Origin of the sequence: Vibrio sp. ABG19 (assembly GCF_029962385.1) — a bacterium.
GTDB classification, from domain to species: Bacteria; Pseudomonadota; Gammaproteobacteria; order Enterobacterales; family Vibrionaceae; genus Vibrio; species Vibrio ostreae.
Genome location: NZ_CP071707.1, coordinates 1,049,495 through 1,062,439, shown reverse-complemented (window position 1 = coordinate 1,062,439; position 12,945 = coordinate 1,049,495). Strand labels below are relative to the sequence as shown.

General features: G+C 48.0%; 12 protein-coding genes. 9 read left to right on the top strand and 3 right to left on the bottom strand.

Annotated features, from left to right (window positions below; genetic code table 11):
* Nucleotides 1–95 precede the first annotated feature (95 nt).
* The 4 genes from J0X00_RS04790 to J0X00_RS04775 all read left to right on the top strand — a co-directional run bounded on the left by J0X00_RS04790 (nucleotide 96) and on the right by J0X00_RS04775 (nucleotide 2,801).
* The gene (locus J0X00_RS04790) at nucleotides 96–548 is read left to right on the top strand and encodes a hotdog fold thioesterase (RefSeq protein WP_136485744.1); all 453 of its coding nucleotides are present in this window, start codon (nucleotides 96–98) and stop codon (nucleotides 546–548) included.
* Complete coding sequence (locus J0X00_RS04785; RefSeq protein WP_136485746.1) at nucleotides 549–782, top strand: DUF3389 domain-containing protein; 234 nt, start codon at nucleotides 549–551, stop codon at nucleotides 780–782.
* A gap of 74 nt (nucleotides 783–856) precedes the next feature.
* Nucleotides 857–2,548: an SgrR family transcriptional regulator gene (locus tag J0X00_RS04780; protein WP_218561936.1), complete on the top strand. Its 1,692-nt coding sequence runs from the start codon at nucleotides 857–859 to the stop codon at nucleotides 2,546–2,548.
* Nucleotide 2,549: 1 nt separating this feature from the next.
* Complete coding sequence (locus J0X00_RS04775) at nucleotides 2,550–2,801, top strand: hypothetical protein (RefSeq protein WP_136485750.1); 252 nt, start codon at nucleotides 2,550–2,552, stop codon at nucleotides 2,799–2,801.
* Nucleotides 2,802–3,193: 392 nt separating this feature from the next.
* Here the strand turns inward: J0X00_RS04775 and J0X00_RS04770 are convergent, their stop codons facing one another.
* On the bottom strand, nucleotides 3,194–5,275 hold the full coding sequence (locus tag J0X00_RS04770; protein ID WP_136485753.1) for a TonB-dependent hemoglobin/transferrin/lactoferrin family receptor: 2,082 nt from the start codon (nucleotides 5,273–5,275) through the stop codon (nucleotides 3,194–3,196).
* Between the two features lie 251 nt (nucleotides 5,276–5,526).
* Here J0X00_RS04770 and J0X00_RS04765 point away from each other — a divergent pair, with 251 nt between their 5' ends.
* The gene (locus tag J0X00_RS04765) at nucleotides 5,527–6,414 is read left to right on the top strand and encodes a LysR family transcriptional regulator (protein WP_136485755.1); all 888 of its coding nucleotides are present in this window, start codon (nucleotides 5,527–5,529) and stop codon (nucleotides 6,412–6,414) included.
* A 52-nt stretch (nucleotides 6,415–6,466) separates the two neighbouring features.
* On the opposite strand, the gene J0X00_RS04760 is transcribed toward J0X00_RS04765, so the two are convergent.
* Nucleotides 6,467–9,181 (bottom strand): bifunctional acetate--CoA ligase family protein/GNAT family N-acetyltransferase, encoded by a 2,715-nt coding sequence (locus tag J0X00_RS04760; RefSeq protein WP_282476472.1) that lies wholly within the window; start codon nucleotides 9,179–9,181, stop codon nucleotides 6,467–6,469.
* A 222-nt stretch (nucleotides 9,182–9,403) separates the two neighbouring features.
* On the opposite strand from J0X00_RS04760, the gene J0X00_RS04755 reads away from it, so the two are divergent.
* Together J0X00_RS04755 and J0X00_RS04750 are read left to right on the top strand one after the other, a co-directional pair.
* A complete protein-coding gene (locus J0X00_RS04755; protein ID WP_282476471.1) occupies nucleotides 9,404–9,988 on the top strand; it encodes an SPOR domain-containing protein in 585 nt (194 codons plus the stop codon).
* Nucleotides 9,989–10,149: 161 nt separating this feature from the next.
* Nucleotides 10,150–11,154 (top strand): D-alanine--D-alanine ligase, encoded by a 1,005-nt coding sequence (locus J0X00_RS04750; RefSeq protein ID WP_136485761.1) that lies wholly within the window; start codon nucleotides 10,150–10,152, stop codon nucleotides 11,152–11,154.
* Here the strand turns inward: J0X00_RS04750 and J0X00_RS04745 are convergent, their stop codons facing one another.
* Complete coding sequence (locus tag J0X00_RS04745; RefSeq protein ID WP_282476470.1) at nucleotides 11,155–12,123, bottom strand: tyrosine-type recombinase/integrase; 969 nt, start codon at nucleotides 12,121–12,123, stop codon at nucleotides 11,155–11,157.
* A gap of 101 nt (nucleotides 12,124–12,224) precedes the next feature.
* On the opposite strand from J0X00_RS04745, the gene J0X00_RS04740 reads away from it, so the two are divergent.
* The gene (locus J0X00_RS04740) at nucleotides 12,225–12,599 is read left to right on the top strand and encodes a DUF3319 domain-containing protein (protein WP_218561932.1); all 375 of its coding nucleotides are present in this window, start codon (nucleotides 12,225–12,227) and stop codon (nucleotides 12,597–12,599) included.
* A 9-nt stretch (nucleotides 12,600–12,608) separates the two neighbouring features.
* Nucleotides 12,609–12,920 carry a stress response translation initiation inhibitor YciH gene (yciH, locus tag J0X00_RS04735; protein WP_136485767.1) on the top strand — a complete coding sequence of 104 codons (312 nt, stop codon included), beginning with the start codon at nucleotides 12,609–12,611 and terminating at the stop codon, nucleotides 12,918–12,920.
* Nucleotides 12,921–12,945: the final 25 nt, after the last annotated feature.

The window sequence follows — 12,945 nt, the reverse complement described above, 5'->3', positions numbered from 1 at the left end:
TTCAGCTCGTTACCATATTTTTTTATCGTTAATGTCGCTCGCATGCCTTGCTCCGGGCAGCGCAGACAGCGATTTATCACCGTCAGGAATACTGCATGGAAATTTGGAAAAAGCCGATCAGTCTTGAGATCCTCAATCGCACATCGGCTAATACATTGATTGAACACCTTAATATTGTTTACAGCGAAATCGGCGATAACTTTATCTCGGCCACAATGCCGGTATGCCATTTTACTCACCAGCCGTTAGGCATGTTACATGGCGGAGCATCCGTGGTACTGGCGGAAACTCTGGGTTCGGTTGCGGCAAACTTTTGTGTGGATGATGACTCGTATTGTGTCGGTCTGGATATTAATGCCAACCATATCCGTTCTATGCGTGAAGGGCATGTGACTGGCAAAGCAGAGCCACTGCATTTGGGCGTCTCGACTCAGGTGTGGCAGATTACCATTACGGATCCGCGCGGCCGCCTGGTATGCACCAGTCGTTTGACGATGGCTGTGCAGAAAGCGAAAAACAACAAACAAAAACTAAATAGCGGTGTCTGAATGGTTATTGATTTTAAAAGCGGAAAAATCGTTGTGACGCCCTTTGAACTGGTTGTCCGCCTCAATGGTGAACATCGAGTCACGTTGCAAGCACAAAGCGAGGCTGTACAGCTGATCGGAAAAGGCGCGAATGTTATCTCGGTCAATGGTAGTGAAGCCAAGTGGTCAATCAAGCTGGATAACGAACAGCAGTTGCAGCAGATTGCGGCTGAACTAGGGTGTGAAATCCTGTGACACGCCCACTTGTAATATGAGCCTAAAATAAGGAAAATATCTTAACAATATCGATCTAAGAGATTTCCTCCTTTATGAGCAGCCCGCGGTTACGAATCCAGTTTGAAACCCTGTTTGAACACTTCAACGGTCTTGATGCTGAAACCCAGTTAGAGGACGTCACAGAGATTCTGTTCTGTACCCGTCGGAACGCGCGGATAGTGCTCAATAAGATGGAAGAGGCCGGTTGGCTGGAATGGCATCCGGCGGCCGGACGGGGTAAGTTATCGCGCTTGATTTTCAAGCGTAGTCGCTCTGATGTCAGCGAAACGCTGGCCCGCCGTTATCTGGATGAAGGCAAAATTGGTCAGGCTCTCTCTGTACTGGATCAGGATGCGGCTAAGCTGACTCAGGTGATTCAAAGCTACCTTGGCGTTCAGCATCAGGAAGGTTTGCAGGTTGTACGTCTGCCGTATTACCGTCCGCTTTCTATTCTTAACCCCGCCAAACCGATGCGCCGCTCGGAGCAACACATCGCCCGACAAATTTTCAGTGGCTTAACCCGACTGGATGAAGATGAACAGCTGCAGCCGGATTTAGCTCATACCTGGCAGGCGATCACACCTCTGCAATGGCGTTTTTATTTGCGTCCGGGGGTTCGTTTTCATAACGGCGAACTACTGACTACCGAGGTTGTGAAGCAGAGTCTGTGGGCGCTGCGGTTTGTTAACTTATTTGCTCATATTGACCGGGTTGATTCTCCGGGAGACTGGGTGGTCGACGTGCACCTGCAAAAAGCGGATCATCGTCTGCCGCTGCTGATGGCTGAAGCGTGTGCCAAAATCTTGTTACCCGAAGCAGAACGCCCGGATAATTTCGACCTGATGCCGATTGGCAGCGGGCCTTACAAAGTCGTCGTCAATGACGAGAAACGTTTGGTATTACAGGCTTATGACGGCTATTTCGGATTCCGGCCACTGCTGGACAGAATTGAAGTCTGGGTCATTGATGAAGCGCATTCTTCACTGGTGTTCCCGAGCCTGTCGAATCCAATCAAAACAGCTCGTGGATCGTTTACCGAGGATGTCGAACTCGATCCCGGTTGTACCTATCTGTTGCTTAACCGCAAAAACGGTATCGCTGCGAATGATCAATGGGCGACTTATTTTCAGAATAAACTCAGCACACTGAACCTGTTCCGGCGTCTTCCTGAAGAGAAAGTTGTTGAGCTTGGTGTACTGCCTGCGTACGGGCTGAAACCGGGCTGGTATCATCAGGCTCCGAGCAATAGCAGCATTCAGCCGCCGTCAGCGCACAAAGTCACCGTAGCTTATCATGCCCAGCACCCGATGTTTCCCACCTTGGCACAAGTGATTCGGCAACTGCTTAACGAAGATGGTATTGATGTAGAGTTTATCAAATATGAAGTAACGGTCGCGGAAGTCGAACAGGTGGATATCTGGATAAAAGCCATGGGGATCGCGAACCATCGTGATGACGCGCTAGCCGGCTGGCTGCTCAATTACTCGGATATCGAATACATGAGCCGGGCCGATGACTTTAACAGCTGGTGCGAGCTGGTTGATGAATGGCGAGCAGAGGCGAAGGCGGTATTTCCGGCTAAAGAACTCGGTAAAGCGTTGGTGGAACAGCAGCAAATTGTTCCTATGTTCCACTGTTGGCTCGGTGTGTCGAAAGATCAATGTGGTTCGTTACAAAACGCAAAATGCAATGCGTTAGGCTGGTTTGATTTCAGTCAGGTCTGGGTCAAGCCGGAGTTGGACTGAAATGGCAAAACCACGTAAGAAGTTACCCGAAAAAACCGTCGATATATTCTGCAGTAAATGCCGTACCCAGTTGCTTAAATATCACAAGGGTGGCAAAGGTGCTTTGGTGAAATGCTTTAAAGAGAGGATTAGTCAGGATTTTACTCTGCATGAAGGTATCTGCCCGCAATGTGGCAGTGAATTTGCCCGCTCTACTTTAATTCGAGGTACGCCCGCGCTGAAAATTGCTGGTGGTAAGGTGATGATAAAGTAGCCTTTTTTAGAGTTAAGTGAGTAAAAATTCACAAATACAGCAAAGAAAATATATGTTTTTACCGCTTCCGAAAAGAATTTGATTTTTATCTATAAAAACTGTCATTTTCTGGTTAATAAACTACCATTATGGCGGTGAAATGGTAAACTACGCGCAGTTTATATATTGCTGTTTAAAAATTCTGCCAGGGGGATTCAATGGAACTCGCGTTAATCATTACTTTTATCGTTGCTGCTGTCGTTATGGTCAAAAAAGAGATGGCTGAGAACAAATAATTAACCTATTCGCAATCTTTTTTATCCATTTTTGAATAAGTTAAGTTTCTCAAAACGAGTAAAATGTAAAAAGCCAGCTTTCGCTGGCTTTTTTAGTTTAAGTCTTCGTGTACTCAATCAGAACTCGTACTTCGCCGTCAGTGAGAAGTTACGTTTTGGTTGCGTCAGATCTTTATCTTCAGCAGACTGAGCACGAACATCGTTCCAGTGGTAGTATTCTTCATCCGTCAGGTTGAATACACCAGCGCGCAGGGTGAGGTCTTTAATCGGCTTGTAGTAAGCGGTGATATCAACCACAGTAGCGGCTGAAATCGGCTGGTAATCGCCGTTAATATCGCTCTGTTTCTTCTTCGCGGTGTAGTTCAGTGTCAGGCTGGTTCCCCAGTCACTGGCGGAATCGTAATTGATACCGGCCACCGCGTTCCAAGGGCTCACGCTGTTAAGCGGGTTACCTTCATCATCTTCACCTTCACTGTATGCGGCAACGATACGGGTGCTGAAGCCCTGAACGGGTAAGAAGCTGTCCCATGATAGTTGGTTAGAGAATTCGACGCCTTTGATTGTTGCTTCGTCGATGTTGATTGACTGATACACCGCATCGCGTGTCGCAAAACTACCTGAAACCAGTTGATTGTCGATGAAGTCATCGTAGTCACTGTAGAATACTGATACTTCGGTGCTGCTGGCATCGGTATTGAACCGCCAGCCCATCTCGTAAGAGAGACTCTTTTCTGATTTAAGATCCGGATTGGGCTTGTTGACATAGCCGAAGGCCGGGTTACCGTAAGAGTAGTACAATTCCTGGAAATCCGGTGCGCGGAATCCCTGGCTGACCTGGGCAAACAAGCGATGTTGTTCAGTCATTTTATAAACGGTGCCCAGACGCGCGGTTACTGCCGAGTCTGAGTACTTGGTATATTCACTGACATCGTTCAGGCTAGGGTTCGCACTGGCGTCACCCGGATTGGTTTCAAATGAATCGTAACGTACGCCTGGAGTGATGATAAAATCATCCAAGGTAATTTCATCCTGAACAAACAGTCCATAGCGGGTTTCGCTCGCTTCTGGAATGTAGAAAATCACCTGGTCAGAACCGACGCTGTTAAACTCTTTGTTGGTATTTTCGATATCTTTATCGCTGAAAGAGGCGCCGTAGACCAAGTAGTGATCGGAACTACCCAGGGCAAAAGACTTATCAAACTGGGCATCCAGCTGAATGCCTTCATCTTTATACAGGTAATCTTTGTGCTGCACATTACCGGTTGAAGAGCTGGTACGGTCAGTGATACCGGTTTCTTCTTTGCTCATCCAGTCCGCTTGCCAGGTGATGCGGTCCGCAATCAGAAAACCTGCATCCCAGATATGCTTAATGCCGATTTGGTACTGTTCGGTTTCGTTCTGGCCGCTGGCATTAGTGTAACCATTATATGCCAACTCTTTCAGGTCATCTTTGTTACGAATAAAGTTGCCTGAGAACTCCAGGCGATGCTCCGGATTGAGTTGATACTGCAGTTTTACCAACAGGTTATTTGCGCTGTGGTCGGTTTCATCCGGGCTACCAAAGTTGTCTTGTTGCTCTCCATCACGGCGAGTGTAGGCAACCAGAGACTCCAGATCGCCGGTTTTATTAGCCAGAGCGATCGACTCGCTGAAGGTTTTGTCCGCGGAGCCGTATTGCAGTTTGGCATAACCACCAAAATGGCGACCTTTGAGTATATCGGCCGGATCTTTGGTTTCGAATGCGACAATACCACCAATTGCATCAGACCCTTGTAAAGAGGAGGCCGCGCCTTTGACAATCTCTACCGATTTGAGCATATCGGTATCCACTTCAACACGCGAAGAGTTTACAAAAGAAGAGCCTGAGTTGAACTGGTTGGCCTGTGACACACCGTCCACAATTACCTTAATACGGTTGCCTTCAATACCACGAATATTGATACTCTGAACACCTTGTCTGGCGTTCGTCTCCAAAGTTACCCCCGGGGTATACTTGAACAGGCTATCGAGATCCGAAACCAGATTCTTTTCAATCTCTTTATCGTCAATCACCGTGACAGACGCGGCGGTATCGGTAATTTGAGTGTTTGTCCGCGTCGCGGATACCACAATTTTTTCTGTTGGGGCATTATCATCTGCATAAGCAGTAGGAGAGAGCGCAAGCAATATAGCAATAGACAATAAGGATCGATTATACATCTGCTTTACCTTGTTATAGTTCATTAACGTTGTCGGCGGCAGAGTTTATTGGATCTAAATAATAATTACTATCATTTGCATTTGTATTATTGCGATTTTTTGTGATCCTCTGCGAATAAATGTATGTTTATTTTGATATTAATCAAGTGGTTATAAAACTAAACTGGCAAGTTGTAAAGTTTTTACTTTATTAACTAAGTGTGACGAAGATCACCGTTAGGTATGCCATTCTGTAATGAGAGGATAATAATTTGCAAAGTCCAATTACGTTAGAGGCGCTCCATATTCTGGATGCCATTGACCGTCGGGGCAGTTTTGCGGCGGCAGCAAATGAGCTCAATCGCGCGCCGAGTTCACTCAGTTACCAGATTCAAAAGCTCGAGCAGGATCTGGATATCATGATCTTTGATCGTTCAGGACACAAAGCCAATTTTACCGATGCGGGTAAGCTGATCCTGGAACGGGGTCGTGGCATTCTGAACGCGACCGAAAAACTGGTCAATGACTCCACTCTGCTGGCGAATGGTTGGGAACTTGATATTACTTTAGCGTTCGACGGCATTATCCCTATTGCTAACTTTTTTCCGCTGGTCGAAGCTCTGGGAAATGTCAGCAAAACGCGGATTCGTCTCCAGGAAGAGATTCTGGCCGGCTGTTGGGAGTCTTTGGCTGACGATCGCGCTGATTTGTTAATTTGTCCACGTATCGAAACTTTGCCACAAGATGTCAAAGCAGAAACGCTGGGCAGTATGGAGATGGTGTGGGTGGCAGCAACCCATCACTATGTGCATAAACGCACTGGTGGGTTTGATGCCGAAGCACGGCAAAAGTACCGCGCTATCGCGATTGCTGACACTGCACGTGACCAGCCGGCAATGAGCGTTAACATTCTGCAAAAGCAGCCCCGTCTTACCGTAACAAACTTTAATGCCAAATGTCAGGCGTTGTTAAGCGGCCTAGGGATCGGCACTATTCCGAAACACGTCGCAGAACCGCTGATTGCCGAAGGTAAGCTGAAGATTATTGAGGGTAGTCCGGAAAGTCATATGGAACTGATTATGGCCTGGCGCCGCAACAAAATTGGTGAAGCCAAATCCTGGTGCATCCAGTATCTCAAAAAGCACTGGTCTCTGGTTTAACCCGAAACATCGTTGAGGTATTGGCGGCATAATGATGACGTAGCCCGGCAGGCTAAATGGCTTGTCGGGCTTCATTTTCTTGCACCGCTTCAAGCTTGAGGACCATATCGGCGGTCCCGTCTTCAAAATGAACGTCCACGGCAAATCCCAATCCTTTTGCCAGCCCTAACATTCCACGGTTGGTTGGCATTGTCATGCCTGACATCTGTAGGGTGCCTTTACTGCGGCAGTAATCGATGATTTTACCCATCAGAATTTTACCCAGGCCTTTCCCCTTAAGATCAGAGCGGATCAGGATCGCAAACTCGGCATCGGTATTTTCCGGGTTAATCAGCGCGCGTGACACGCCGATAATTTCTGGCTTGTCGCCCTGATGAGTCACAGCAACGAAGGCCATTTCCCGGTCATAATCAATCTGAGTCAGATTGGCCAAGGCTTCATGGTTGAATTCGCCGACATCAGAAAAGAAGCGTTTGTAGAGATCTTCCTTGCTGACCTTTTTAATAAACGCGGCATGGTCTGGTTCATCTTCAGGCAGAATAGGGCGTATCGTGACAACGTCACCATCTTTTGCCGTTACTTCTTCCGCCATCTCTGATGGGTAAGGTCGGATAGCCAACCGGCCCTGGACATCACCCTTAAAGCGCTTGAGCGTTAAATCCGCATCGAGAATAGTAAATTGGCTGCCGTTGACCAAAACTGGATGGATATCCAGTTCGTGTACTTGCGGGCATTCGACCACCATTTGCGAGATTCGGACTAAAAACTCCGACAGACCATCCACATCAATCGGGACGGGCAGTTTCTGCAGCCGTATCTTGCCTCCGCGAATGGCCCGCACAATCAGATAGCGGGCCAGGGTCATATTAAGCGGCGGCAGCGCGGCAGCCGCATCGATCGCCTCATTCCATTCCGAACCGCCCTGGCCGAGCAGAATCACCGGCCCGAAGGTGTTGTCATGTTTGACTTTAATTCGCAGCTCTTCACCACCGGCTAATTTGGCCATGCCCTGAACCAGCAGGCCGTGGATATTAGCCGAAGGATAGGTGAGTTGGGTGCGGTCGAGAATCGCCTGGGCGGCATTGGCCACTTCGGTGCTGTTACGCAGGTTGAGCATGACCCCCTGAACATCGGATTTGTGCGTAATATCCGGAGAACGTAATTTCACCGCGACCGGATACCCTATGGTTTCCGCAATATGAACCGCTTCACTGGCATCGGATGCAATCCAGGTCGGCAAGACGCTGAAATTAAAACATTTGAGCAGGCTGCCAATTTGGTGGGTATCAAGCTCGACCTGATCACTGTCTTGCAGATGCTCGTCAATCCACTGTTTGGCACTGTTCACTTCTGAGACGTGAACGGCTTCTGCTGTGGTGGGCGTTTCCATCAGTTGCTTCTGGTTTCTGCGGTATTCGACCAGGTGCATGAAGGCGACCACCGCGCTTTCCGGAGTCCGGTAAGTGGGGATCCCGGCCTGGGCAAAGATTTGTCGCGCCGGACGGGCGGTTTGTTCTCCGGACCAGTTGGTCAGAATATTAAACCGACGAGAGCGCGGGTGTGATTTGATTACATCCACAATCGCTTGTGCGGTCTGCTCTGACTGAGCAATCGCAGAAGGACTGTGCATGATCAAAATGGCGTCAATGTTGTCGCCATCAAGCACCGCTTTTAATGCATTCACGTAACGCGTGTGGTCACCATCGCCGACGATATCAATCGGATTACTGTGCGACCAGCTTTGTGGCAGGCACTGGTTAAGCTTCTCATAAACGTTCTCTTCCAGTTCGGCCAGCTTGCCACCGCGTTCGAGCAGGGTATCAATCGCCATAATCGCAGGCCCGCCACCGTTGGTGATGATCGCCAGGCGTTCACCGCGCAGCGGTACCGAGTGGGTTAAGGTCTCTACCGCCGCGAATAATTCGTGGCTGTTGTTGACCCGCAGCATACCGGAACGCCGAATCGCCGAATCGTAAATGATGTCTAACGTATCATCACCGCCGGTGTGCATTTGCGCCGCCTTACGACCAGCGGCAGTGCGGCCACCTTTGAGGACCAGAATGCGGCGGTTACGCGACGCTGCACGAGCAGCCGAGATGAACCGACGTGCGTCCTGGATGGTGTCGACGTAGAGCAGAATAGCATCAGTGTGTTTGTCCGTACTGAGGCAATCGAGCAAGTCTGAGAATTCAATATCACTGGCGTTGCCGAGGGAGACAAAGGCTGAAAAGCCAATTTGTTTATCGTTCGCCCAATCTAGAATGGTGGTGCACACGGCGGCTGACTGGGAAATGAAAGCAATATTACCTTTCAGGGCGGTAACTGGTGAGAACGAACCGTTAAAATTTATCCATGGCAGAATGAGCCCCAGGCTGTTTGGGCCGAGAATACGCATTCCGGCTCTTTTGGCGATCGACTGGCACTGCTGCTGAATCTCGTTACCTTGCGCATCCAGCGTATGCATATCTGACGAGAGCACAATGACGCAGGACACACCTTTTTCAGCCAGTTGCTGAAAAATAGCGGTGTTGCGTGAAGCGTGTGTACATAGAATCGCAATGTCAGGAACCAGCGGCAAAGCCTCAATCGTTTTATAGGCCAGAACGCCGCACACTGAAGGATAATAAGGCGTAACGGGCATAATCGCACCATCAAAGCCGCCCTGAAGCAGGTTCTTCATCACGATATTGCCGGCCCGGAACGGGCGAACCGATGCACCGATCACGGCAACGGATTTCGGTTTCAATAACTGGCTTAAATTATTCATGAATTAGGCTCACACGCGCACAGATGACGTGGATATATCTTAACCAATAACCTATACCTCTGTTACTGTATTTAATCTGGTTGTGATCCTGACAGCATGCAGGTGATGCGACTTTGTGTCATAAATCACAGGATATCGATGATAATTCTACTGCTGCGCTTGATTCTGAGCGCTGCTATCGGCATGATTTAATTACTTTCTACTCAGAGTGTTTAAGATTCCATGAAAAAAATTGCAATAGTCGGCCTGTCAGCGCTACTCGGTGCATGTTCATCGGGGAGCTACATTACAGACGTAACGACCGAAAGTCATACTGAAGAGTACGCTGCCGCACCGGTTTCTCAGCCTGTTGTGTCTGCACAGGGCACCGCACAAGGCGTGACAGAGCAAAATGTTGAAATGAATGTTGTCAGAACGGCTCCGGTTGCCGCGCCAACCAACACAGTTCAGACAAAACCTGCTGCTCAGCAAAAACCAACGGTTTCTATCACACCCCCATCTGCGAAACAGGTGGCGATGAACCCGCGTTACGGGTTCACCATTCAAGTGGTAGCGGTTGGCACTCAGAATAAAGTCGACGAGTTTGCGAATAAACTGCCTGGCAACGGCCAGCCTATCTGGGAAAACTACAAAGTCGTAAACGGCACCAAATGGTATACCGTGCTATTTGGTGATTACGCCACTCGTAAAGAAGCGGAGGCCGCAATCGCAACTTTGCCGGGCGAATTTAAGTCCCTTAAACCGTTCGTGAAGAGCATCGATACGATTAAAAATTCACAGTTCCCGACGCTGAATAAACTGAACTAACTCTGACGAGTCATGATTAAAGGGGCAGGAAGCCCCTTTATTGTTTGTTCTATGACCATTTAAACCATGATTGTGTGAGAAATTCGCAGGAACGGTGTAAGTTGAGCGCGAATTGATTATCATAGCCAGCTAATAATTCCTGATGTCACGGAAAGATTTCAATGACAAAAAACACTATCTTACTGTTGTGTGGCGGTGGCTCTTCTGAACATGAAGTGTCACTTGTTTCTGCAAACTACCTTCAGCAGCAATTAGCTTTGACTGCAGATTTCGATGTTATTCGCGTCGAAATGAAACAAGACGGCTGGTTTACCGACGCCGGTGAGATTGTTTATCTGGATACCAATTCGGCGACACTGAACGGTGAAGCGCTGTCAGTGAAGATCGACTTTGTGGTTCCTTGTATTCACGGCTATCCGGGCGAGACCGGCGATATTCAGTCGATGTTCGAACTGGCCGGAATTCCTTACCTTGGCTGTGGTCCGGAAGCGAGTTCTAACAGCTTCAATAAGATCACCTCCAAACTCTGGTATGACGCGTTAAACATTCCGAACACGCCTTATCTTTTCTTGTCTGAAAACAGTGAGCAGGCGTATCAGGATACATTAGCGGCCTTTCGTCAGTGGGGAAGTCTGTTTATCAAGGCTGCACGCCAGGGCTCTTCAGTAGGTTGTTATAAGGTCACTAAAGAGCATGAAGTTGCTGATGCTATCCAGAATGCATTTAAGTTTTCTGAACAGGTATTGGTTGAAAAAGCCGTTAAACCACGCGAACTGGAAGTGGCCGCGTATGAGCTGAACGGTGAACTGTTTATCACCAAGCCTGGTGAAATTATTGCTCCGGAAGATGTGTTCTACACCTATGAAGAAAAATACAGTGCTTCAAGCCACTCGAGAACTGAAGTTGAAGCACAAAATCTAAGCGATGATCAGCAACAACTGATTCAGGATGTCGCGCGTAAGGTGTTTACCCACATGAAGCTGCGTCATTTGTCTCGGATTGATTTCTTCCTGACACCGGAAGGTAACGTGTACCTGAACGAAGTGAATACCTTCCCGGGCATGACACCAATCTCTATGTTCCCGAAAATGCTGGAACATAACGGCCACAAATTTTCAGAATTCCTGGCCGATTGCGTACGCTCATCACTGAGCGCAAAAGCGTAATCAATCCAGCGGCTTAAAGCTGACAAATTTCAGCTTTTCTTGTTCCGCGGTGTTCTTACTCCCTATGTACTGGTAAGGCATCGCGGCACTGAGCCAGCGTCCGAATTCCTGAATATCCCTCGCTTTATACCCTTGTTTTGCCAACTGACGTGCAGCACCAATTCGCGCCGAATGGCCGGAGAATTTCAACTCAGGCTGCTGCAGATATTCGCCAGCATTTCTCAGAATTCTGAAGATAGATGAGTCATCCAAAGCTCCAGCGGAGATATTGCCGTGGCGATCGATAGCACGGAATAACACACCTTGTTGCTGGGGCAGTAATGCCACCCAACGTGATAGCGTCACTTTGGCCTGCGACGATAAAGCATAGGTCGTTTCACCAAACTGAATCGCATAATCATCGCTGTCTTCACTCAGGCAAACCAATTGCTCAAAGCTGAGTTTTTTCAACTCCGACCGCTTCAATGCGCACTCAAACATAACGTGATAAATGGCCAAATCGCGGATAACTCGGGTCGCCGGATTATCATTGAGCAGTTCAAACAGGTCATCCAGGTGATGTTGATCAAAGCTGGCTGCCTGAGTATCGTCACCATGTTTCTCAAGTCGTAATGAGGTGAGTGTCGTTTTTACCTGGCTGGTCGCTGTCGGATCCTTCTGATTAAGCAAGGTATGAATCAGGCTTATTGTGACCGCGTAACGCTTTATCGTGCTGTATTTTCTGGAACGAGCCTCAAACTCAAGGAATTGACGAACAGCCGTCGCAGAAGCAGGAATAGGGCGTACCGAACGAGAAATGCAGAATTCCAGGAAGATATTCCAATCTTTCGTGAATGCCAGTAACGAGTTTGCACTGTACTGGTGCTGAGTCAGCTCATTCAGTTGGTCACGAGTGACTAGACGACCGAATTCAGTAACCTTCTGTTTTACAATGGCTTGATCTGTGATCACAGTTAGATTTTTTTTCATTCTCACGCACTATAACTAACTTGTTTACCAATAAATATACTTGCTAACACGAAATATACAATTATTATTTAATTAACCGTAACCAAAAGAAACAGATGCTTATGCCAATAGCGACTTATCGAGGGTTTAACCTCCAATCTGCGAACAATTCTACGGAAATATGGCAAGTTAAGATTAAGAACCATCTTTTAACTGGTAACTTAGCCGCGGTAAAAAAGAGCATCGACTGGTGGTGTGAAACCGCTTCGATCATCGACCCGAAAGAGTTCGATTCGGTTGGACGTAAACGGGAAGCTGCTGCCGGAATTCAGGAGAACTTTAACGGATTTGCTCTGAAGAACGACACTGGTGAAGCGAATGGTTGGTATTGTTTTTTCAATGGACGCTTAATTAAAGGCTCAAAAGTTGCCATTCAAAAGCATATCGAGGCATACTTACTCGCTAGACAGCGCGCTGAAGCCCAACAAAAGAAGTAGTAGATTGTTATGACACTTGTATATTCGACAGAAGTCGGCCGAATTCAACAGGAACCAGAGAAAACCGAACGTCCTAAAGGTGATGGTATCGTTCGTATTCACAAAGAAACCAAAGGCCGTAAAGGCAAAGGCGTTTGCATCGTCAAAGGTCTGGACCTGGAAGACGCGCCACTCAAACTTTTGGCAGCGGAACTTAAGAAAGTCTGCGGTTGCGGTGGTTCAGTAAAAGATGGCGACATCGAGATCCAAGGCGACATGCGCGACAAAATTAAAGCGCTGCTGGAAAAGAAAGGTTTTAAGGTCAAATTAGCCGGCGGTTAATCGGCTAATAACCAGGTTGATATCG